General features: G+C 43.5%; 16 protein-coding genes and 1 tRNA gene. 9 read left to right on the top strand and 8 right to left on the bottom strand.

Annotation, left to right across the window (positions count from 1 at the left end; translation table 11 throughout):
- Positions 1 to 49: 49 nt before the first annotated feature.
- From ABIO93_RS25085 to ABIO93_RS25065, 5 genes are all read right to left on the bottom strand, one after another.
- Positions 50 to 2,212 carry a M48 family metalloprotease gene (locus ABIO93_RS25085; protein WP_348072745.1) on the bottom strand — a complete coding sequence of 721 codons (2,163 nt, stop codon included), beginning with the start codon at positions 2,210 to 2,212 and terminating at the stop codon, positions 50 to 52.
- Between the two features lie 348 nt (positions 2,213 to 2,560).
- Entirely contained in the window at positions 2,561 to 3,667 is a 1,107-nt protein-coding gene (locus tag ABIO93_RS25080) for a site-specific integrase (protein WP_348072744.1), read from the bottom strand.
- 274 nt (positions 3,668 to 3,941) lie between these two features.
- A tRNA-Arg gene (locus tag ABIO93_RS25075) sits at positions 3,942 to 4,015 on the bottom strand.
- 106 nt (positions 4,016 to 4,121) lie between these two features.
- Positions 4,122 to 4,901 carry an enoyl-CoA hydratase gene (locus ABIO93_RS25070; RefSeq protein WP_348072743.1) on the bottom strand — a complete coding sequence of 260 codons (780 nt, stop codon included), beginning with the start codon at positions 4,899 to 4,901 and terminating at the stop codon, positions 4,122 to 4,124.
- 18 nt (positions 4,902 to 4,919) lie between these two features.
- Positions 4,920 to 5,558 carry a hypothetical protein gene (locus tag ABIO93_RS25065; protein WP_348072742.1) on the bottom strand — a complete coding sequence of 213 codons (639 nt, stop codon included), beginning with the start codon at positions 5,556 to 5,558 and terminating at the stop codon, positions 4,920 to 4,922.
- Positions 5,559 to 5,753: 195 nt separating this feature from the next.
- Between ABIO93_RS25065 and asnS the strand changes: the two genes are divergently transcribed.
- The gene (gene asnS / locus ABIO93_RS25060) at positions 5,754 to 7,190 is read left to right on the top strand and encodes an asparagine--tRNA ligase (RefSeq protein WP_348072741.1); all 1,437 of its coding nucleotides are present in this window, start codon (positions 5,754 to 5,756) and stop codon (positions 7,188 to 7,190) included.
- Between the two features lie 129 nt (positions 7,191 to 7,319).
- Here the strand turns inward: asnS and ABIO93_RS25055 are convergent, their stop codons facing one another.
- Positions 7,320 to 8,297, bottom strand: a complete 978-nt coding sequence (locus tag ABIO93_RS25055; RefSeq protein WP_348072740.1) for a class I SAM-dependent methyltransferase — start codon at positions 8,295 to 8,297, stop codon at positions 7,320 to 7,322.
- Between the two features lie 1,558 nt (positions 8,298 to 9,855).
- Between ABIO93_RS25055 and ABIO93_RS25050 the strand changes: the two genes are divergently transcribed.
- The 5 genes from ABIO93_RS25050 (at position 9,856) to ABIO93_RS25030 (ending at position 17,292) form a co-directional block, all read left to right on the top strand.
- On the top strand, positions 9,856 to 10,521 hold the full coding sequence (locus tag ABIO93_RS25050) for a hypothetical protein (RefSeq protein ID WP_348072739.1): 666 nt from the start codon (positions 9,856 to 9,858) through the stop codon (positions 10,519 to 10,521).
- Positions 10,522 to 11,122: 601 nt separating this feature from the next.
- The gene (locus ABIO93_RS25045; RefSeq protein WP_348072738.1) at positions 11,123 to 12,259 is read left to right on the top strand and encodes a T9SS type A sorting domain-containing protein; all 1,137 of its coding nucleotides are present in this window, start codon (positions 11,123 to 11,125) and stop codon (positions 12,257 to 12,259) included.
- 98 nt (positions 12,260 to 12,357) lie between these two features.
- A complete protein-coding gene (locus tag ABIO93_RS25040) occupies positions 12,358 to 13,569 on the top strand; it encodes a serine hydrolase domain-containing protein (RefSeq protein ID WP_348072737.1) in 1,212 nt (403 codons plus the stop codon).
- Between the two features lie 62 nt (positions 13,570 to 13,631).
- Positions 13,632 to 15,587: an NADH-quinone oxidoreductase subunit L gene (gene nuoL, locus ABIO93_RS25035; RefSeq protein ID WP_348072736.1), complete on the top strand. Its 1,956-nt coding sequence runs from the start codon at positions 13,632 to 13,634 to the stop codon at positions 15,585 to 15,587.
- Between the two features lie 37 nt (positions 15,588 to 15,624).
- Complete coding sequence (locus tag ABIO93_RS25030; protein WP_348072735.1) at positions 15,625 to 17,292, top strand: NADH-quinone oxidoreductase subunit M; 1,668 nt, start codon at positions 15,625 to 15,627, stop codon at positions 17,290 to 17,292.
- Positions 17,293 to 17,298: 6 nt separating this feature from the next.
- On the opposite strand, the gene ABIO93_RS25025 is transcribed toward ABIO93_RS25030, so the two are convergent.
- On the bottom strand, positions 17,299 to 18,426 hold the full coding sequence (locus ABIO93_RS25025) for an ATP-binding protein (RefSeq protein WP_348072734.1): 1,128 nt from the start codon (positions 18,424 to 18,426) through the stop codon (positions 17,299 to 17,301).
- A 110-nt stretch (positions 18,427 to 18,536) separates the two neighbouring features.
- The gene (locus ABIO93_RS25020; protein WP_348072733.1) at positions 18,537 to 18,947 is read right to left on the bottom strand and encodes a hypothetical protein; all 411 of its coding nucleotides are present in this window, start codon (positions 18,945 to 18,947) and stop codon (positions 18,537 to 18,539) included.
- A 229-nt stretch (positions 18,948 to 19,176) separates the two neighbouring features.
- Here ABIO93_RS25020 and ABIO93_RS25015 point away from each other — a divergent pair, with 229 nt between their 5' ends.
- From ABIO93_RS25015 to ABIO93_RS25005, 3 genes are all read left to right on the top strand, one after another.
- A complete protein-coding gene (locus ABIO93_RS25015; RefSeq protein WP_348072732.1) occupies positions 19,177 to 20,292 on the top strand; it encodes a DUF5009 domain-containing protein in 1,116 nt (371 codons plus the stop codon).
- An 87-nt stretch (positions 20,293 to 20,379) separates the two neighbouring features.
- Positions 20,380 to 21,087, top strand: coding sequence for an ATP-binding cassette domain-containing protein (locus tag ABIO93_RS25010; protein ID WP_348072731.1), 708 nt, complete (start codon positions 20,380 to 20,382; stop codon positions 21,085 to 21,087).
- A gap of 188 nt (positions 21,088 to 21,275) precedes the next feature.
- Positions 21,276 to 24,335: a glycoside hydrolase family 3 N-terminal domain-containing protein gene (locus ABIO93_RS25005; RefSeq protein WP_348072730.1), complete on the top strand. Its 3,060-nt coding sequence runs from the start codon at positions 21,276 to 21,278 to the stop codon at positions 24,333 to 24,335.
- The last annotated feature ends 59 nt before the right edge of the window (positions 24,336 to 24,394 follow it).

Genomic DNA, 24,394 nt, shown 5'->3' with positions numbered 1-24,394 from the left:
GAGAACGATTAATGCGATAGCTCTCATGGTCTAGAATGTAAATCCAATATTACTTTTTATCCGTTCGATTTAGGTTTTCGAGATATTCATAAACTTCCAAACAATCATCCTTATTTGGTGAAAGTATCTGTTTTACATCTCCACTTTCGATTAGTCCTTTTACTGACTTTAATAATTCAGTGTCACAAACCTGAAAACCTGCGGCTACCTCTATCATAAATCTGTTGAACTCTTTTTCAGTACAATAATTCAGGGCAAACATTATGTTTTTTTTGTTTGGCGCAACATTTCCTGCTTTAAAATCTGAAACGAAGCTCATAAATTGGACATTGTTTGCCTCATAAAGCTCGCCTAGGAGCGGTTTCAGCCCAGATACTTCACATTTTGATTTTGGAAGGATGTCCGTCAGTTTCAAATAAGGATTCACTTTAAAATCTTTGAAATTCAGTATAGCAACCTGTTTGGCTCTCACCTCAGCAGTGAGCTTTTTATGAGCAAGATTGTATGCCTTATTGAGATCAGCCAGGCGCTTATTTTCACGCATAATTTTTTCTTCCAGCAGCTTTTCAGCAAGCGCCATTTCTTGATTTGCAGTTTGTAAAACGTCCCGGAATTCTTTTTCTTTGGTTACAGACCTGGAAATAATGGCAGGATCAGAATAATATAGATTCAAGCTCCTGTTCTGGTTCTCAAAACGTTTGATATCGTCTGGATGGCTTTTTATTGATCCGTTGCGACCAACAGATTGTTTGTACAAATCCATTGTTTGCCTGTTAAATTTATTTTTGAAGAAATAGATACCAATGTCTGATGGAGTCGGGACTTTCCTGTACCGCGCAAAGGCATTTGAAAATGAGCTCACTTCGGAAGCAGCCTGACCGTTTGGATTGACTAATGCCGGGTTACCTTCTGAATCGTTGAAGCTGTTTTTCCAAACCTTCATGGCCTCTCTCGGATCGTATCCATTCTTTACCAATAAATAAAGCCCTACCCTGTCGCTCTGTGATTCATTTTCAATTGAATATTTGGATTCGTTACTTTTACTTTTGACATAAGTGTATGTTGCAAAACTCTTGGATAGCGAGTCAATGTTCATTTTCAACTTTCGTTTCGTAGCAGGTGCAAGCTTCATATTGGCAACTTTGGCATTGGGAACTGTAACCCAGTCAGCAAATAGTTTCGAAAGGTTAGCTGCTCCTTTGATCATTTGCGTGTTGGAACTCGTCCTGCTGGCAATCTTCTGCGTTTCCACTGTTTTGTTAGCGCTATGCTCGTAGATTGCATGTGTGATTTCGTGTCCAATGATCGCCGCGAGCTGAGCCTCGTTCTCCATTTTTTCCAATAGGCCGGTATAGACCACTACAAGCCCATCAGGTCTGGCGAAGGCGTTCCATTCTGGGTCAACCAGCACCATAAACATGAATTGAATTTTATCCTTGACAAAATCAGGTACCATTTTTGATCCCAGGTCCTGTATATAGGTCTGCAGACCGGTGCTGTTGGCAATTTTTCGTCCACCATATTCTCCTCCCAAAAAAGCCTTTCTTTTGACCGGATCTATCCAGTCGTTGTAGTTGACGTTGTGGTAAGAACGCTGCCCAATCTGTCGTTTTTCTTTATCAAGCTCAGTGTCCAGGTCCGGAGAAACCCGCACCTCAGTTGCTGATATGAATCCTTTGGGATCGTAGCTTCCATCTACATCCACAAAATCTCCTAACATCAGTTCTCTAAAACTGCCAAAAGACTTGCCTTTATAGAGTGTCTTTTTATCACCAATAATCTTGGCTCCTGCTTTCATTTTGACTTTATTTCCATCAATGACCGCATAATCGTCAGCAATGTCATCGATCCTGCCCTTTTCCACATTCAATTTTTTAGGTAGATCCTTGATCAAAATAACATTAGCAACAATTAGATTGCGTTTCGGCAGTTTATCGCCGATAATCTTAACTTCCATTCCCGAACGAAGAACGTTTACATTTGTAATGCCCTTACAAAGTGCGTTTGTCTTGGGATCCGTTAATAATACTGTTTCTTCAAAGATTCCCTGGGGTGTTGGAAAGTTTACAATCAACTCTTTCCGTTCATAATCAATGTCTTGTATAAATCCTGTCGATTCGAAATAATGACCGATTTCGTTCACCTGAGATTTACAAATAGTAGAAAGAGATAAAATACTTAAAGTCAGGAATAGGGAAAGGAAGTTTCTCATGATACAATAATGACTGGTCGCACGGGTTTTTGCGACCGCAGGAAAAAATTGAGATGAATAGGGTAATAATATGGTCAATAAAGGGATATAATTTAGAAAACACCTTATGTAGGCCCCGAAATTTTTGCTTGTGTAACAATTTTACTAAGCCACGGCCAGTGCCATATAAGGTAATGTGGCTAATTGCATCCCTTAATCGCTTTGATTCGAAGGAAATTCAATTCAGCTTGCGCAGTTATAAATTACCTTACTAACTGTATGAAACAATTTTCCTTGCATGTGCCCTTGCCTCTATTCTTCTATCACAAATTTCCTGCAAAAATTCTCGCTATATAACCGAACAGTATATCAAGAACAACATTGAAGAACATCAACCAGGAAACACATCTCGTTTGAGAGCGTAACCGTCGTGGCGAATGTATGTCTGGCAATGTGGAACGAAATATTTCGATCAATCCCACAAACGGCAGCAATCTCTTTCAAATAAGCATTCATTTTCTGATTGCTGGAAACCGGGAGGAGTTTGCCCGTAACCTCGCATTGCGGCTCGTGTTCGTATTTAGCGATTCTCTGCAAAGGCACGGGCAAGAGTAATACTCTGGATTGAGAATCAGTTTTCTGCCGGTTGATAATCAGCCATTGCTCGCCATCCTGGCCAATCGTAATTTCCGAACGGGTGAGTTTCTGCACATCTACATAGGATAGCCCGGTGTAGCAGCTGAAAAGGAAAATGTCCCGCACCTGAGACAGCCGGGCTGATGGAAATTTTTTATTGGCTATCACTTTAAGTTCCTTTTCTGTAAGCGCTGCGCGGTTCGTTTCTTTCTTGTGCACCTTGTATCCAAAGAATGGATCTCTGGGCAATAATCCCATTTTAATCAGACCGAGGACAATTTTCTTGCAGTAGCCCAAATAACGCATCGTGGTGTTATGCCCACACTTCTTTTGGGTTTTAAGCCAAAACTCAAAGTCAGTAATAAATTCGTAATTCAGTTTTTCAATATCAATGTCCTCTGATTTGAATTTCCATTTGATGAAGTCCTTCGCGTGCTGGTAAGAAGTATTATACCGCAAAATGGTGCCATGCGCATAGTCGGTTCCTTTCAATTCGATAAGCCGTGCATTGTGCTTGGCGAACTGTTCAAGAAACATGATCTTCTTCTCAGCAACTCCCGTCACCAAGGCTTTTAAGGCCTCAATGGTAATTTCGTTACCTGTGGCCATTAGTTGCCGGTGCGCCTCATACACTTTTGCTTGGAAGGTGTCAAGGTAAGCATTGAGCAATCGGGTGTCCTCACGCGTGCCGCTCTTCCTGCCCGAGCCTGCATTCCACTTTTCCGGCTCACACTCCCGCTTGGTAGCCAACTCAAACCTCTCACTTCCAATCGAAACCCGGATGTAAATCGGCAGCGGGCCGGATACGTAATTGCTTCTTTTCTTAAGATAAAAAAGCATCGAAAACCTGTTTGTCAACATAGCAATCTGTTTTAATGGTTGATGAAACTACGATTGCAACCGCCCAAAAATCAAGATGTTTACGCCGTAAACAGGTATAAGACAGCCATTTACAGCGATTCCGGTGAGCACTTTTTTTGCCCCTTTTGCATGCTCACCAAATGCTCACCAAAACACTGCGAAAACCTGTATTTTTTGGTGTTTTTTGACAAACAAAAAGGCCCGTAAATCATTGATTTACAGGCCTTTTAATACTTTTTAATATTGAACTAAGTGGTCACGTAGGGATTCGAACCCCAAACCTCCTGATCCGTAGTCAGGTGCTCTATCCAATTGAGCTACGCAACCTTTTATTTTCCCAATCCATTTCTGAATTGGACTGCAAAGATAGTGAATGAGGCTATTTAGAGCAAACTATGCGTTATAAAAATATCGGAAAAAGTTTCCCCAACGTTCATTTACCCTGAAAATCAGGCGTTTTCTTTTGAAGAAATGCTGAAATTCCTTCGCTGGCATCGTGGCTTTGGAAGAGTTTTTCCTGGTTTTGCAGTTCTAATTCCTGCATTTCTTCGAGATTACTATAAAAGGATTGGTTAAAAACCTGCTTCATTGCTCCAATCGCCATCGTCGGCGCGGAACGGTAATAGGCTACTACCTGATTCACTTCTCTGTCCAGCTCAATCGGTGGAACTGCTTTGCTGATCAGTCCTATTCTCGCGGCTTCTAATGCGTACACTTTGCGACCTGTCGACGACAGCTCAAATGCTTTGGCCATACCGATCAGTCTGGGTAGAAAAAATGTGGCGCCAGCATCGGGCATTAAGCCGATTTGAACGAATAGTAAACTTAAATAAGCATCTTCACTGGCAATGACCATATCACAAGCCAGCACCAGCGAGCATCCCGCACCTACCGCCAACCCATTCAAACGGCAAATCACCGGTTTGGGAATATTGCGGATAGCCTGTATCATGGGATTATAATATTCTCTCAAAATCTCTCCGGCCGTTTTGCCTGACGCAGCCACATCTTTGAGGTCGGCACCGGAACAAAACGCCTTGGCACCTTCGCCCGTGATCACAACTACCCGCACAGCATCGTCATTTGCAGCTTCCTGAACAGCCAGGGTTATCTCCAGGATCAGCGCAGGGTTCAATGCGTGATACACCTGAGGGCGATTTAATGTAATGGTTGCCACGCCGTCGGTCACCCCGAAAATGATATGCTGATACATGATTATGAAGCGTTTGTATCAAAAGAAAAAATAAACCGTCATACTACTCACCAGTATCCCGCAAACAAATCCGCCCAAAATCTGCGGTGGCGTATGTGCATTCAGTTGTAGCCGCGCACTCAGCAGCCAGCCGCCCAGCAGAATCGTAATAACCAGCGGAATGAACAAAACGGCTTCATCAAACCGCATCATTAGCCCAGAAAGCATTCCGATCGTACCGCCAATAGAAGTTGCATGGGCACTTATTTTCCAAAAAAGGCTGATACCCATCACCAGGATCAGGGAAACTGTGACACTTCCGAGGATGATTGAAATTTGCGGAGCAAGCTCACCAATGGGCTTTAACTGCCAGCCAAATAAATAGGTTGCCAATGCATAAATGATCACACAAGCCAGGTACGGCAGCTTCCGCTCCGCCAAATCGTCTACATGCAAGGAACTGATCACACCCATTTTTTGAAAATAATAAATGATCAGAGTAGGCGCAATAAATGTGTTCAGGAACAGTAAAAGCAATAAACTTCCTAACGCCGGCAACTCAAATGCACTGACGCCAACCAAATCGGGAGAGAGCAAAAACAAGAGGGCAAAAAGATAAGTAGTAATGATCAGTGGATGAAAAACTACAGATAAAGCGATTGCGAGTCTATTGTTCAAAACGGAAAGTCGTTGATCAGGATTAGAATGCAAAATTAAGCTGAAAACCAGACTGTACAACCTGTATGCCGCACAGAAAAGTAAGTTCCGCTTTCAGAATAGGTTTTCGTAGGGTAATTTGTAATTTTGCGCCTCATTCGTAAAACCGGATCGGAGAAGCTTTCAGAAAAATTTAAAGATTGAATTGACAAGAAAATGGGACCGTTGCAAATCAAAGAAATACTACAAACCGCTCCTGAGCAACAATCTGTTGTCATCAAAGGCTGGGTGAGGACGAAAAGAGAAAGCAAAAACGCAATTTTTATCGCGTTGAATGACGGTTCCACCATCCATAATATACAGGCAGTTGCTGAGCCAGGTCAGTTTTCTGCGGAGCTGCTGCAAACTGTTACTACCGGATCATGTCTCAAAATCACTGGAAAGCTTGTTGAATCATTGGGTTCCGGGCAGTCAGTGGAGGTCAAAATAGAGGATATTCTGGTTTACGGTACCGCTGATCCCGATGCGTATCCGTTGCAGCCTAAAAAGCATTCACTGGAATTTCTTCGTGAAATCGCACATTTGCGTCCGCGTACCAACACTTTCAGTGCGATTCTGCGCATTCGTCACACACTGGCTTTTGCGGTTCATCAATATTTTAACGATAAGGGTTTTTTCTACCTGCATACGCCGATCATTACCGCTTCGGATGCGGAGGGTGCGGGTGAAATGTTCCGGGTTACGACATTGGATCTCAATAAATTACCGAGAACTGATGAAGGAGCGATCAATTTTAAAGAAGACTTTTTTGGACGTGAGGCTAATCTAACGGTTTCAGGACAGCTGGAAGGTGAACTGGGTGCCATGGCCCTTTCCAAGATATATACATTCGGCCCGACTTTCCGTGCCGAGAATTCCAATACGACCCGTCACCTTGCAGAGTTCTGGATGATAGAGCCGGAAATGGCTTTTTTCGAGCTGGAAGACAATATGGACCTGGCTGAGGATTTTGTAAAAACAGTGATCGGCTATGCGCTGGAAAACTGCAAGGATGACTTAAATTTCCTCCAAAACAGGCTGGCCGAAGAAGACAAAAACAAACCTCAAAATGAGCGTTCGATTCCATTATTGGAAAAACTGAGTTTTGTGGTAGACAATCCTTTCGAACGTCTGACTTATACAGAGGCCATTGATATTTTATTGAAATCAAAACCACATAAGGAGAAGAAATTCCAGTATCCTGTTGGCTGGGGAATCGACCTTTCCAGCGAGCATGAGCGTTATTTGGTAGAAAAACATTTCAAAAAACCGGTTATCCTGACCAACTATCCGAGAGAGATCAAGTCATTCTACATGAAATTGGACGAAGACGGAAAAACGGTTCGCGCCATGGATGTACTTTTCCCCGGCATCGGCGAGATCATCGGAGGAAGCCAGCGTGAAGATAACTACGACAAATTGCTTGAAAGGGTCCACGAAGTAGGCATTGATCCTCAGACGATCTGGTGGTACCTCGAAACCCGCAAGTTCGGTACATCGCCCCATTCCGGCTTTGGTCTTGGTTTTGAACGTTTGGTGTTATTCGTCACAGGCATGGGTAACATTAGGGACGTGATTCCATTCCCGAGATATCCGAAGAGTGCAGAGTTTTAAAAAACAATAATGGCTCATAAAAATACCCCCAGAAAGTCAGTTGCTTACTGGGGGTATTTTTATGGATGCGAATTGAAAACTGTCCTTCGTGCGTGCATTGCTATAAATTGACGCTTTGTGTCAATGTGTTCAATTGATCTTTTCTATATAGAAAGACCCTGGTTCCGAATCTTTCGTCAGTCGCGGGCACTTGGCTTTTAGCTTGTCGTAATGATTATGCCGGAGAAAATTTACTGACCCTATGATTTTCCAATCACTATTGGAAGTCAGGAATGCCTCTAGTAAATATTGCTCATTCCAAAGCCTTATCTCGCCGGTAACCCAGCTTTCGAGGTAATCCCTCGGTGAGAATATGTCATGGATATGCACAATTACGCCTTTTTTCAAAGTTGGAAGTAATTCCAGAAATTCATAAAGGACATCTCCTTGCGGCCTGATCATGTGGCTGGAGTCAATAAAAAGCAGGTCTCCGGCTTCGAGCTTATCGAATATGTGTTGATTATTATCTTCTACCTTCTTTCTAATAATCTCAATGCCCAGCTTTTCAAGCCATTGCATTTCATATGGTTCTATACACAAATGCTCGCAATGGTATAATGCAGATTCTCTTTTATTTGCAAGAACGGCAAGTCTCGCAATTTTGGTGGAGTTACCGCTGCCTATCTCGACAATCCGTTTCGGTTTTCTGAGCCGGATGATATTATATAAATACTCGGCATCACCCGCTATAAAGGACCCATTGTCGAAGTTAAAGATCAGATCATCCTGATACTCATCCGGTATGGGCGTGAATTCATCAGCATAGTTGAATGAGTCCAGTATCTGTAACTGCTCTTCGGTATTCCACACGATTCCTGGCAAATCGCGCTCATCTGACAACGGTTTGCTTAAATTTTTAGCATCGAAAAGCGGCTCATAGTAATGGTTCCTGATCGGAATAACCCCAACTTTCAACAATACACGCTTGGTCATCTTCAAATGCTTGAAACCAATTCTTCGGACCATCCAAAACAAGAGCGCCGCGATAAATACAAAAGGAGTCAAGAAAAGATCAAACAGTGTAGAACTATAAATAAACTTAATAACCTTTTTTAGAATTTTCTTCATGGACGCAAAATTTGGATGATTTGTTCTAGTACTATGAAAAAAGAGTCGCTAACCCTCGCTGAATTAATTGGCAAGAGATAAAAAATCACTATTTGTAAAGATATACAGGAACTGTTCCCCAAAACAATGCTTGATACCAACGGTAATATCTTTTTATCAAAAGGTATTTTCAAATAAACCTACCCCGTTGTTACCTTTTTCAGAAGCTATGTCTAAATGGAAACAAATGGGGAGATATTCTGTAACATCCTCTGACAGGGCTTGAACTAGCCTTCATTTCAACACACATCAAACGGCCATTACCTTCAAAAACCGCTAGCGCGATCCATATAGCGGTTAGCTGTATGAATCGCGCCAGCGGTTAAAACACATAGACTAGTTCAATGTATCCGAAGCAGCTATCTCTTGTGCTGCGCATTGCTCTTGGGATTTGGGCGACCATGAAAAAACTGCACAATCGCAAAGATTTCAACCATAACCCCAAGTACCATCAAAATTTTCCCGAAAGCTGGGCTCAGATTATTGATTAATATGTAACAACCAGTAACTACGAGCAGTATGCCAGCCAATATGACTATGAATGTTGATCTCATAATTCAAATGTCTATTGGTGAATCATTTGTTTGGATTAGGCATTAGCTGAACCACACTCCGTGCATGCGGCCACGGCTGATGCCATATAAGCCAAGGCGCAAGGATTGAAAGAACAAGCGAAATCACATTGCGCATTGGATACACATTCGTTTTTGTAGTAAGAATAAGTCGCATTGAATTGCGCTTCGGTACATGCCCAGCCACAAGGCGTTAGAAGGTAGCAGCCAACCAAAAGACAGGCAATCGCAAAAAAATAGATCAGTTCGTAAAATAAGTGTTATGTGATGAAAATTGGACAACTTACCCCCCGGAAAGTCCCAAGGGAGTTTTCAAATATGCACCTATTCTGAAACATTTTGTAAATAATATTATGTTTTTTATTGACTAATTTAAACTTTATTTTTCAAAGAGGTCTTTATCAATACTTTACAAAATAACTTATTTGAAACAATGAAATCGAAAAGTTTTTGTGTCTAGTGATTTGCTATTTTGATCGTATGTCTTTCACTATGTTGCTGATTTTACACATTGTTCAACATGGAAAGATCTGTTACTTTAACCGTTAAATAATTGATATCCACCGAATAATAAAAGCGTGGTAACCTTTTTCAAAAGCTACGTCTAAATGAGTGTTAGAAATATTTTTTCATTTAGCTTTTTCTATGAGGTTATTTTATGGAGAAAAAAACTGCATTTACCCCTTCCTTGACCAGTTGGTCTTCGTATAGTTTCAGTTGGAGTAATGTAATAAGTGTTGCGATGATCGCGAAAACATGATCGGCACACCCGCCTCAGTTTGCAATTTGACCGGTATCCCCGTCAATAATACATCATAATTGGAGTTGGCCTCAGGTTCGGAGTCAACTCTAGTACTCTTTTTTTTCCTGGATTTTTATCAGCAAAGTTGCCTAAGGCAGGGAGTGAAGCTAAGGTCCGATATCACTTAAAAAACCACGTGCTAGATATGAAACTTTATTTAATATTCTTCCTTTCAGTCCTTCTGGCAGCCTGCAAAAACAAGGACATAATTTCAGCATCAAAATTTCCAGCAGAGCTCAACATTGTTAAAGTAAATAAGATTTCTATCCGTCTATTTATTAATAAAATGGAAGTTAAGGACAAGGATGTTATAGATAGTTTTATTGCGGGAGATAAAGAATTTGGAGTAAGTCCACATGCTGTTTCAGGCAGCGATAAGCTTCGTTTTTTCTCAGCTGATACCGCCTCGATTAATGACGGAAACGAAAAAGTTGCAGTGACAAGAACCCAACACCAATTTCTTTTTACTTCTGTCAAACCAAGTTACCAATCGTTAGAATACTTTCGTTTGATTGGTAATATGAATAAGTACCGTAGTGAATTGGGAGGGCCCCGTTATGACGGTAAATATGCAGTTCAAAATATGATGGTTGGATATGGAAATTATTCAGAAATCGAAATACGTGTTTTCAATTATAAGTTGGTGAAGGCCCATAAGGGTTTTGACTATTATTTTGGAATTGAGCGTCTATACCGATCAGTTAATGCGGGTAAAGTGTTCAATGAATTTGATGAAAAATATGTCAATTCTCTCACCCAAACAGACACATTGGCGATCGAGGAATATTCGTATACGTTCCGAGCGAAGTAACCCAAAAAACAGGGAAGCTTCCCAAATCCAGGAAGCTTCTTCGACAACCCCACTACACTAAAATATCAATGTGGACAACTAGTGTGCCGCGGAGGAGGAATTGCAGAAAAATGGGTTTGACGTTAATTACGACCTGACATATGAAGGTAAAATATTGCAGGACTTAGTAGATGCACTATATGAAGAGTAGTAAAGCCATAATCGAGTAGGAATTAGATCGTAAGTATCCCAAAATATTCTTCCAGTAACCATTGATCTCCGCGAACATCTTGGATACAAATAGAAACGGCTCCGGAGCGGAGCCATTTCTATTATACCCTATATCGGTGTTTGGCCCCAAAATCCCTTATAAAGGCATTCAGAAGGCCAAAACGATTTTTGCAATTCCATCGTTGTTCAATATTTGCAGCCATTGAGCAATCTCACTTGTTTGTATCACAGCATCGACTAGTCGACGTTCCGATTTCCACCGTCACCAATAGTTCGAATAGCAATCCGGGTGTTAAGAATGGCACAACCATCAAACATCCGCCCCATCCCCCGTTACCTTTTCAACACATTACCGTATTACATAAAGTAAATACTGTAAACCACTATTCGTATGAAAAGGAACCCCATCTACCCCCAGAAAAGCATCACAATGACTATCATCATGCTGCTGTTTTTTGTTTCCCAGGCTACCGCCCAGGAAGATTTCCAAATTAAATGGAGCATGGATAATACACAAGCCGGTGTATCCAGTCACATTAATTTTTCACCGTACGACGCGACATTGGCGGGTGGTATAAATTCAAATGCTTTGAATGGAGGCTACGGTTTTACCAACGCCATTATCGCAGCATACGTTGTCCGACCTTGGCCAATACCCTTTTCAAATGCAAGATATATGGAGTTCAAATTTTCTGCTAATTCATTTAAATACAACATAAGCTCCCTGTCTTTTAGACTAAAACGTTCGCCCACAGGTTCCAAAAACTTCAAGGTTCGTAGTAGTGTGGATAATTTCATTTCTGATCTGACTTCGTCAACTTTGCCAGCTATAAATACTTTTTACTCTTTTTCATTGCCGGTTGGCTATAACAATCTTTCGGACGGGACATTTTCGTTCAGGATTTATGGATACAACACGAGTGACAATTCTGGTACTACATGGTTCGACGAGATCATCATCAACGGCCAGGTCCTAGCCATCGTCCTGCCCATTGACCTCACCTATTTCAAAGCTGAAAAATCCGAAGAGAATGTAATGCTTTCCTGGGAAACCGCCTGGGAGAAGAATAGTAAGGAATTCATTGTGGAGCGCAGTGCGGATCTCAAAGAATTTGAGGCAATTGGAACATTAAAAGCAGCAGGTGAAGCAACAGGAAGAATGCAGTATGAATTCATTGATGATAATCCGCTGACCGGGGCGAACTACTACCGGCTGCGCATGAAGGATCGGGATGATAGCTTTTCGTTTTCTAAGACTTTGGATGTAATCACTGATGCCCCGGAGAGTCCGATACTGGTAGTTCCCAATCCCGCTTCTCCTGAAAAAATTACAATTTCCGGACAAAATATTGACCCGAATTTACTCTCGCTCACCAACCTATCCGGTAACACCATTTCCTTCCGTTTTGAGCCAATTCAGGGAAATTCAATCGATTTATATCCGGAAAATCCGCTTGTTTCCGGTCTATATTTCTTAACTTATCAAAAAAATGGCCGGAAAGAACATGTTAAAATACTAGTTCCGTAAATCATTCTGGGTTTAATTTGTAGAGAGTAAGTATAAAAAGTGGCGACTTTCCGTCGTTAATATAGCAACGTTCTGAAAAAATTAATGGCCAAAAGCCTATGTTGAAAAAAGTGCAGCCGAAAGTGTGGTGGGCGGCATTAGCTGTCCTGGTAGTCCTTGTTGTGTCGTGGGGATTGGTAAGAAAAAGTAAGTCTAACCCCGAGGAGGTAATCGTTGGCGGAAGGGTCATGGCGAAGCTTGATCCAGTCCCGGTGAAAGATCCCGACGCGGAAACTGCCCTCAAAATCTCTAAGATCGAGGATATTTTCAGGAGGAAGAAAAAGGCGGGCTTCAATGGTAATGTGCTGATCGTTCAAAAAGGTCAGGTGCTTTATCAGAACTCCTTCGGTTTTGCCCATATCAAACAAAAAGATACGCTTACCAGCGATTCCAGGTTTCAGTTGGCATCGTTGTCCAAGCCATTTACCGCCATTGCTGTGCTGAAATTGATTCAGGAAGGAAGGGTTAATCTCGACGATTCTGTTCAGCGGTTTTTTCCCGAATTTCCTTATCATGGTGTCAAAATCGATATGCTTCTGAGCCATCGTAGCGGCCTTCCCAATTACATTTACTCATTCACCGATAGCATTCGTCACGGCAAAAAGTACCCTGATAACATGGATATTATGGATTGGTATGCCAAAGTGGTGCCTACTCCTACCCCCTACAATCGCCCGGGCCGTTCGTTCAACTATTGTAATACCAATTACTGCGTGCTCGCTGCAATCGTTGAAAAAGTATCCGGCACAGGCTTCGGGCAATATTTATCCGACCAGATTTTCGCGCCGCTGGGCATGCTGAATACATTTTTAGTCACCGATACGTCCAGCGCGGCAGTCAAATACAGGACCGACGGACATCAATTCGGTCGCAGGCTCGAAAAGGATTATTATGACGACGTCGTCGGGGACAAGGGCGTATACTCTACAACAGGCGACATTTACCGTTTTTATAATGGGCTGACCAAAGGCTTATTACTAGACAAAAAGTTGCTGGATGAGGCATTCAAACCGCGCAGCTTTGAAAGAAACGGTATCAGAAATTACGGCTACGGCTTCCGTATGCACATTAAGGAAGACAATACGCCACGTTTTATCTACCACGGAGGATGGTGGAAAGGCTACAATACCATGCTTTGGGTCTGCCCCGAGGATGAAGCCGTCATCATTGTTCTTGGAAATTCCTACAACCGGTCTACTTACGACCTCCGCGAACTGCTCGAGGTGATTCACGGCGGGGCCAAAATTGAGGATATTGAGAAAGACATCTAGCATTGTTTGAATTCGGCCACGAATTCAGGATATTTGCCGAAACAAACGAATTCCCGCACCTTATGCCCGATTCTGCATTCCTGTTACCTGCTTATCTGCTGCTGGGATTGCCGTTTTTAGGGTTTTTATTACTTTGGCTTGGTGGGAAAAGTCTGAACAAAATCGCAGGCTGGGCCGGAGCGCTTGTTACTGCCGCAGGACTGGTTATCTCTCTTCTTTACTCAGATCCAGGTGTTTTACATACGGTTAGCTTTCATTGGCTAACGATCGGCGACACATCCATTGACATTTCATTTCGTTTCGATACCCTTACTTGCGTCATGCTGGCGGTTGTGCATTTTGTCGCGCTGCTGGTTCAGCTGTATTCGACGGCCTACATGCACGATGACAAAAATCTGTATCGTTACTTCTCATTTATCCAGCTCTTTCTGTTCTCAATGATCGGCATTGTAATCTCCGGGAGCCTGCTGGTGATGTATATTTTCTGGGAACTGGTGGGTCTTTCCTCCTATTTACTCATCGGTTTCTGGTATTTCAAACCGCGAGCTGTATGGGCTGCGCAAAAGGCATTTGTACTGAACCGCATTGGTGATGCCGCCTTCCTGACGGGCATTCTTATGCTGTTTTACTATATTGGTTCTACCGACTTTGAGGTACTTACTCTTAAAACAGATACCATCAATCCGGGTGCGCTTACGGCTATCGGGCTTTGCCTGTTTGGCGGCTGTATGGGTAAATCGGCGCAATTTCCCCTTTCTGGCTGGCTACCCGATGCTATGGAAGGCCCTACCCCTGTTTCAGCATTAATCCACGCGGCGACAATGGTGGCGGCCGGTATATTTTTATTGGCGAGAATATCCTTCCTGCTCACATTCGACGCCAGACTGGTCATTACTATTATAGGTACCATCACCATGCTGATCGGTGCATTCAAAGCGATGAAAGTCTGGGATATCAAGCGGGTCCTGGCCTATTCCACCATGTCACAACTCGGCCTGATGGTCATTGCGGTTGGATTTGGCAGCTGGCAAACGGCCCTTTTTCATTTAGCGACACATGCATTTTTCAAGGCAGGTTTGTTTCTTTCCGCAGGCTCGGTAATCCATGCTGTATCACCAGCAGATTCTGATCAATCATTTGATCCTCAGGATATGCGGACAATGGGCGGCTTACGGAAAGCGTTGCCGGTCACATTCATTTGTTTCTCGGTTTGTGCCGCTGCATTGGCGGGCTTACCGTTTTTTTCAGGCTTTTTATCCAAAGACGCTATCATCACAGAAGGATTTCTATGGGCGGCTGAGTATGGACCGGCCGCATATATCTTCCCGGTTATCGTTCTTTTCTCAGCTGGTTTGACAGCTTATTATATGTTCCGGCAGATATGGCTGGTATTTTTTGGCGAAATCAGGTTTTATGTTAACTCATCAGTCCACCCGCATGAATCCCCGGTAGCAATGTGGCTGCCAATGGCTCTTTTAGCAGTGTTATCCTTGTTTTTCTGGTTTTCATGGAACCCCTTTGACGCGGCGGGCTGGTTCCTGACATTCATTGGGTCTCACGAAGGCACGCACCTGGCGTGGGTTCCGGGAGTAGCAAGCGTCGTTACTTTTATAGCGATTGGTCTGGCATATAGAGAAATGAGAACTGAAAATCCATTTAATGTAAAAACGCCCGCAATTCAAACAGCGACATCGACCCAGTTATCATGGCTGCGGGACTTTTCAAATGACCATTACTTCATTATACCTTTTAGTTGGATCACCAGGTATCTGAAAATATTTGAAAAACATGTTATTGACGCATTCATTGATCTTATTGCAAAAGGAAGCGTCGTACTCGGGCATCTCATCGGCTGGTTCGATAAGGTCTTTGTAGATGGCGGTGTGAATCTGACTGTTTTTTCAATACGTTCCGCCGGACAGGCTGTCCGCAGTTTGCAAAACGGGAAAATACAGTCGTATTACATTGTGACTGCGATGGGTGTGTTTTTATTGATATTATGGCTCGTCGTGATGTGAGATTTCACGTGTTCGACCTCCTTTTAAATAATTTTAGATGATTGATCATATACTTTCTTTACTCATTGCAATTCCTCTGCTCGGTGCCGCGGCAGTAGCCATCTGGCCTGCGCATCGTCCCGAAAATTTCAGGCTCATTGCGCTCATTGCCCTTGTTTTGGAATTGTTGACTTGTGTTCTGCTGTACTTTTCGTTTGATAACGCGACACCCGGGCATCAACTCAGCGAAGTAGTAGACTGGATCACACTCCCCATCGGCACATTGGGCATTGTCTCCATTGATTATGCCGTAGCTGTCGACGGTATCAGCTTTCCATTAGTCTTACTGGCGGTTATCGTGCTGTTTGCCGGCGTGATCAGTTCGTGGAACATTACACAAAAAGCCCGCGCCTATTTTGCATTGTACCTGCTTCTGACGGGGAGTGTCATTGGCTGTTTTCTAGCGCAGGACTTCTTCCTATTCTACCTTTTCTTCGAATTCATGCTGCTTCCCATGTATTTCCTGATTGGTTTGTGGGGTGGCCCGAGGCGGGAGTATGCAGCATTGAAATTCTTCATTTACACTTTTTTAGGCTCTCTTCTGATCCTGATCGTCATGATCGGCCTTTATTTGTCGGTGATCGATCCTTTGGAAACGGCCCGGATTGTGGGTATTCTGGGAATGGAGGACGCCGTTCATCCTGACCTTATCTCTCAGATTCAACAATGGCTGATTGACGGAAAAATCGCGCCCGAACAAATCGTCCATACCTTCCGTTTCGCATACCTGGCCGATCCCGGCAACTACATTCCCGGATCACTTTTGAATACAACTTCTGAATATTTCGTAGCCAATACGCATTTACGCTTGCTTGCTTTTTGGTTCCTGTTCATCGGGTTTGCCGTTAAACTTCCGGTCGCGCCGTTCCATACCTGGCTGCCGGATGCTCACGTGGAAGCCCCTACGCCCATTTCTGTTGTTTTGGCCGGTATTCTTTTAAAAATAGGAGGTTATGGTTTTATCAGGATTGTGGATGGTTTTTTCCCTGCGGAAGCGCTGTATAGCGCAATGCCGCTGGCTGTCCTGGGAATGATCTCAATCATTTATGGCGGTTTCAATGCATTGGGTCAAAGCGACTTAAAGAAAATGATAGCCTACTCGTCCGTCTCCCACATGGGCTTCGTGCTCCTGGGCATCGCGGCATTCACAGCAGAAGGTATTAATGGCGCTATTTACCAAATGGTAAGCCACGGCATACTTTCGGCAATGCTGTTTTTACTCACCGGCGTCATTTACGACCGTACCCACGACCGCCGCATCGATCATTACCGTGGCCTCATCGGCGCGATGCCAAAGTACACGATCCTGACGGGAATCGCCTTTTTCGCTTCATTAGGCTTGCCCGGTTTCTCAGGTTTCATTGGAGAACTTTTCACATTAATGGGCGCATTTCAGTCCGAAGCATTACCTGTCTGGATTCCCGCATTATCAACGCTGGGGATTGTTCTGGCTGCCGCCTATTTCCTTTGGACCTACCAGCGTATGTTTTTCGGAACATTTTGGTATAAAAACGGCGACTCCCACGTTCTCACCGACCTCACGAAACGTGAAGTTGCTATGCTCATTCCCCTGGCTTTTTTGGCTGTGTTGTTGGGTATCCTTCCGGGTATTTTGTTCAATATGACCGGGCCGACTGTGGAGGCTTGGCTGGAAGGTTTGAAATGAGGAAGATTACTTTGCTAGAAAGTCATCTATATTTTCAGGAGAAATCATCGCTGTGCTTGCATTGGGGTATGCACTGATAAAAGTGGAGGGAAATTTCTTTCGTGCAGTATTACTCCATTTGAACTCAAAGGCGTCCATTTTATCCCCTCTTATTTCTAAATAATCAATCTCCTGCTGTTGTGTGGTGCGCCAAAAATATATCTTCGCCTCGATCTCATTTTCATTCAAAAATTTCTTACGCTCACTAATCACATAGTTTTCCCACAAAGCGCCGACATCATTTCTGTTTCCCAGCAAATTGAAGTTATTGGTGACAGCATTGACAATCCCATTGTCATAAAAATATATCTTCCTGCCTTTCTTTATTTCATTCCTGAGATTCCCCGAAAGTGCTGTAACGCTGAATACAACAAAAGCCTTTTCCAGCAGATCAATGTACTTTTCTACCGTTTTGTTATCAGCTTGAACCAACCTGCCGATCTCTGTAATGTTAACCTCACTACCGATCTGCATGGCGATGGCCTTCACTATTTTTTCAAGAAGTACAGGCTTTTTGATTTGCTCCAAAATCAACAGGTCTTTGTAGAGATAGCTGTTTGCAATGAGTTTTAAATGCTTTTCCGCATTGTTAGGATCAACAATGATTTCAGGGTAAGAACCATAGATCAGGCGTTGTTCTAAGAGCCTTTTCTCAGTCAAAAAATCAGTGTACTTCACTAATTCCTGATATGACAGTGGTAACAGCTGCATTTCGTAACGCCTACCGGTCAGTGGTTCGTTAATGCTGCCCGCCAGTTCAAATGAGGATGAACCGGTTGCTATCACCTGAACTTGCTTAAATTGATCAACAATGATTTTGAGCACAATGCCTATCTCCGCAATGCGTTGAGCTTCATCAATGAAAATGACCTCATTGTCTCCGATTAGCCTTCCAAGTAATGTAGAATTAGGCTTGCCCAGTAGCTCACGTATATCTGCATCATCTCCGTTGAAGCGGAGTGTTTTTTTGGAAATGATGCTTAGTAACTGTTCAGAAAAAGTGGTTTTCCCGGCTTGCCTTGGTCCGTATATGATAAATGCCTTTCCTTTAAACAAATGATCTAAAGCATACTGTAACTGATTTCTAGCTATCATAGTTTTGGGCATTATTTACCAAAACTATGATATTTTGGGATTCAAATCCAAAATAACCATAATAATTATGGATTTGAATCCCAAATGACTATGTCTTTGATGCCATAAACTTATTTCCCGAAGATCTGGTCCCAGCTGAATCTTCCCTTTTTCGCCAATGCCTGCAAGGTTTGTTCCTGCTCAGCGGTTAGGACGTCGATAATTTCAAGTCGTTTTTCTTCTGACAGTCTCTTCTTATCACTGCGTTTGGTATCGTCACGTTTAGACAGTTTTCTTTCCAACCTCGCATATCGTTTGTCAATCTTTTTCAATTGCTTTTGCTGGCGCTTGCTCAGGTCTAGCTCCTTTGCGAAGCGATCCATGTTCTTTTCCAGGCGACGATTATTGAGCTTGCTGTTGGCTAGCTGCTCTTCGGTACGGTAGGTTTCATTATCATCGCGAGAATTCGCTGTATTAGAAGTCGCACATCCGAAAAACCACAAGCCAGCGACCACAAAACACAACATTAACAATTTTTTCATGGGGTGAAATTTTACGGGTTAAAAGTTGATGCTTATAACGCAAACCAATGGTTTTGAAATATATATTCTTTCATTATCCTGCCTACTAATATGTTTATTCAAATAAATGTCCTCTTGCCGGAAAGTATAAATAGTATTTTTTGCAATCTTTACAGTAAACACATTAGGCTTTTATTTTAATGTATTGCCTTTTTCCCAAATTATATTTCCCTTCACCCTTATTTATCAGATGAAAGATAGTCCTCCTTCGCAAAGGTTATTGTCGCTGGATACGCTTCGTGGTTTTGACATGTTTTGGATTTCAGGAGGCGAAGAAATTTTCGCAGTACTGGCAAAAGTTACTGGTTGGTCGTGGGCTATCTTTATGGCGCACCAGTTTACGCACCCCGATTGGAACGGTTTCCGCGCCTACGATCTCATTTTCCCAACCTTTCTTTTTATGGCCGGAGTTTCCACGCCATTTTCACTGGGAAGCCGATTGGAGAAGGGAGTACCCGCCTCGGAACTGATCAAAAAAGTGATTCAGCGAGGCCTCATTCTCGTCTTCCTGGGCATCATTTACAACAATGGTATATTTCAAACCGAGTGGCACAACATGCGCTATCCAAGTGTGCTCGCGCGCATTGGTTTGGCCGGTATGTTCGCGCAGATCATTTATTTATACACAGGAAAAAAAGCACGCTGGATCTGGTTTGCTGGCTTGCTGATCGGGTACTATCTGTTTATGACGTTTTATCCGGTACCGGGTTGCGGCGCAGGATTACTGACGATGGAATGTAATCCTGCCAGCTATATTGATAAAATGATCATCCCTGGCCGTCTGCACCTTACCATTCATGATCCTGAGGGTTTGGTTTCGACCCTTCCTGCTATTGCTACCGGGTTAATGGGCATTTTTGCGGGGGAACTTTTGAGAACCAGCGAAGAAGTGATTTCAAAAAATAACAAAGTTGTGTACTTGCTTTTTGCAGGCATTGTCAGCCTTTTGGTATGCCTGGTTTGGGATTACTTTTTCCCGATCAACAAGAATTTATGGACCAGCTCGTTTGTGCTTTGTGCGGGCGGTTTCAGCACATTGTTGCTAGCATTGTTCTATTGGATCGTGGACGTGCTCAATTACCGCAAATGGACATTGTTCTTCGTAGTAATCGGCATGAATTCCATTGTAATATATATGATAGGACGTTTCATCGACTTCCCTTACACAGCCGACGCACTGTTTGGCGGGATACTAAGCTACCTCCCACATCCGGTCGAAGCGATGGGAGAAGTAATCGCATTCATCATGGTCCAATGGGCATTTATGTATCTGCTATTCAGAAATAAGCTGTTTTTGAAAGTGTAGTAAATAGTTATTGAGCTGTTAGCTATTAGCTTTTAGCTGTTAGGCTGACAGGAATCGGTCACATTCAGTCATTCAGTCATTGAAAATATGTCCATCGAAGTTACCAATCTTACCAAAGTTTACGGCGCGCAGCGGGCGATAGATGGAATTTCTTTTGCATTGAAAAAAGGGGAAATTGTCGGTTTTCTCGGACCTAATGGCGCAGGAAAATCCACAACCATGAAGATCCTGACGGGTTACCTGAAACCAAGTGAAGGCGTCGCAAAAGTGTCAGATTTCGATGTGGTAAACCAACCTATGCCGGCCAGACGATCCATTGGATATTTGCCCGAGCACAATCCTTTGTACTTAGATATGTACGTCACAGAGTTCCTGCAATTTTCAGGAAAGCTGTACGGAATGAGCGGATCGTCACTCCATGCGCGAGTGGATGAAGTGATTGTAATGTGTGGGCTGGAAGCGGAAAAGCGGAAAAAAATCGCCCAGCTTTCGAAAGGGTACCGCCAGCGCGTAGGCCTTGCCCAATCGTTTTTACACAACCCTGATGTACTGATCCTCGACGAACCCACCACGGGACTCGATCCTAACCAGATTCAGGAGATCAGGGAAGTGATCAGGACGGCAGGCAAGGACAAGACGGTGCTCTTCTCAACCCACATTATGCAGGAGGTGGAAGCACTTTGCGATCGCGTCATTATCATCAACAAAGGTAAAGTGGTGAGCGATAGCAGCTTGGAGGCATTGAGAGAAACAGGTAACTCGCTGGAAGAGATATTCAGGGAGCTGACAAACTAGTTTTGGTACATACTTTAATTGTTTAAACCACAATCGTTGAAGCAATTATTAGAATTGCCTTAAAACTGAAATTTAATAGATTTAAAGCGATCGTAATTTGTTATAATTGTAAGTTTTGATAACACTGTATTAGCATTGTTGAACTCAGAAAACCTAACATTTCCTCGTTAAAGTCAGTGATTCCAGGTATGAAAATTTGGTTCTTTAGCCGGTTTCGTGTTGTTGTAAGTGTGGTCGTGCTGGTCATTCTAAGCTCAATGGTTTCCGTTGCCTGGAAGCTCATTACCGTTAAAATCCCTCCCGTAAAAACTGAAACTGCCATTGCTACTAAAAAGGCAGTTCATGCTCCGAAAAAGCGCAGAGATCCCGTGCTGGTATTGCCCGAAAATGAGTGGGTTGACAGTACATTAAAATCCATTTCTATCGAACAAAAGATCGGTCAGCTTTTCATGGTCGCCACTTTCTCCAACCGCGACGATGCACATTATAGATACATCGATCGACTGATCAGCGACTTCCATATTGGTGGCCTGATATTTTTTCAGGGTGGGCCGGTAGGACAGGCATTACTTACCAACCGGTACCAATCACATTCCAATATTCCTCTTTTTGTGGGCATCGATGGCGAATGGGGACTGGGCATGCGGCTCGATAGTACCATGTCATTTCCCAAACAAATGGTACTCGGTTCTATCCAGAATGATGAACTTGTTTACCGTATGGGCAGCGACATTGCCAGACAATGCAACCGACTGGGAATCCAAATTAATTTTGCGCCCGTTTCGGACATTAACAGCAATGCGGGCAATCCGGTGATCGGTATACGTTCGTTCGGGGAAGACAAAGAGAATGTCACCCGGAAGGCGGTCGCGTACATGAGAGGGTTGCAGCATCACAAAGTAATTGCCACCGCCAAGCATTTCCCCGGCCACGGCGACACAGATGCCGATTCGCATTTTACATTACCGGTACTCGGCCATTCCGCCGAGCAACTGAGTGAAACTGACCTGTATCCTTACCGTCAAATGATCGCCGACAGCCTCATGGGCGTGCTCAGCGGGCATTTATACATTCCAGCGCTCGACAACACACCTAACCAGGCCAGCTCACTTTCCGAAAAAGTAATTACCGGCCTCTTGCGCAAAGACCTGGGTTTCCGCGGATTGGTCTTCACGGACGCTATGAATATGAAAGGTGTCTTGAAAACAGGTAAGGCTGCCGAAGTGAATCTAAAAGCATTGATAGCCGGAAATGATGTACTGCTTTATCCTGAAAGCATTGCCGAAACAGTTGCCAAGATCAAAGATGCGATCAATCAAAAAATCATTAGTGAAAAGATCATTGATGACAAAGTAAAACGGATTCTTCAGGCCAAATACTGGGCCGGATTGAGCAAGTATCAGCCTATTGACATTACAAATCTTTACGCTGACCTTAACCCTGAAAAAAGTAAAGAACTCTATCGTGAGCTTTCCGAGGCGGCGGTTACCGTTGTCAAAAATGACAATAACCTGATCCCTATCGGTTCAGTCCTTGATAACAATATGGCTTCGGTGAGCCTGGGCGAGGGAAGTAGCGCTGCTTTTCAGAAAATGCTTTCGACTTATAAACCGATGCGTTCGTATACATTTTACGACGGTCCTTCGTCCCAGGAAGAGATTTCCGAAATGCTGACTTATTTGCAGCCTTATACTACGGTAATTGTTGACATTCATGGCATTGCGTCCAATCCGAAGAGAAATTACGGCGTAACCAGCGGTATGGTGGATTTTGTCAACCAATTGAAACAACAGAATAAAAAGGTGATCCTTTGCTTGTTTGGAACACCATACAGCATTCAATTTTTCCCGGAAACCGATGTATTAATTTGTGCCAGCCAGGATGGGAAAGATCAGCAGGAAATTGTACCGCAGATTATTTTCGGGGCAATGAGCGCGGAGGGGCGTCTTCCGATATCGGTTTCTTCTTATAAATCGGGAAGCGGAGTGAGCACTACCTCCATTAACAGGATCGCTTTTGGAACACCTGAAAGTGTGGGAATGGATGCAGGTTCATTGAAAAAAATCGATGAGATCGCTAATGCTGCTGTGAGTGACCATGTGTTCCCGGGCTGCGAGATATTAGTAGCCAGAAAAGGCAAGATCATTTATGAAAAACAGTTCGGCGGGCTTAATTACAAGACACCGGAGCGGGTAACATCCGAAACCATTTACGACCTGGCCTCTCTCACCAAAGTGTCGGCCACATTGCAGGCGATCATGCTTTTGTACGACCGCAAACAGATTACCCTGGACGACAAAGCCTCCGCATACCTGCCCGAATTGACGGGAACCAACAAAGCGAATTTCACGATACGCGACCTGCTAATGCACCGCTCGGGACTGGTCTCATTTTATCCTCCACTATGGGACAGGACCAAAACAAGTGCTGGTGGTTTGCTACCTGAATATTACAGTTCCAAAACAGATACAGCTTACTATCTGCAGGTGGCTCCAAAGCTTTTTGCAAAAGGTTCATTGAGGGATTCGGTATGGAAATGGGTGGTGGAATCGCCTATGAACAACAGAAAAGACCGGTCGGGAAGCTACGGTTATCTATATAGCGACCTTGGTTTTTTGACATTACAAAAAATCGTTGAGAAAGTAACCGGCCAGCCGCTGGACATTTTTGTTGCCTCCAATATTTACGAACCGCTGGGCCTTTCGTACCTCGGTTTTAACCCATTACGCCGTTTTCCAGAAAAACAAATTGCCCCTACTGAAAACGATTACCGTTTCAGAGGGCAGCTCCTCCAAGGCACCGTTCACGATCAAATGGCGGCCATTGTAGGCGGAATTGCTGGCCATGCCGGGCTGTTTGGAACAGCAAGAGACCTTGCGATTTTATTTCAAATGAATCTTTGGAAAGGGAATTATGCAGGCAAAAGATTCTACGAACAAACCACCGTTCCTACCTTCGCACGGGGCTACGACGAGTCGCATCACCGCGGGCTAGGCTGGGATAAAGCGCCTTCCGACGGCAACAGTTCCTATGTGTCATCACAGGCCTCATTGAATTCGTTCGGGCATACCGGGTTCACCGGAACCATGGTCTGGATGGACCCAGAGGAAGATCTTCTCTTCATTTTCCTCTCAAACCGGGTGAATCCCGACGCTGAAAATACCAGCATTACCACGCAGAGAACACGTCGAAAAATACAGGATGTGGTGTACAGTTCATTGCTCGAAAGGAAAAGCGAGCTTCCTTAATACATAGGAAAGTGTATTTCAAAAATATCTCTAACTTTACCAATCAAACAGGTTAGCGG

Source organism: Dyadobacter sp. (assembly GCF_039919315.1).
In the GTDB taxonomy this organism is placed as follows: Bacteria; Bacteroidota; Bacteroidia; order Cytophagales; family Spirosomataceae; genus Dyadobacter.
This window is presented reverse-complemented; position numbering and strand designations above follow the sequence as displayed.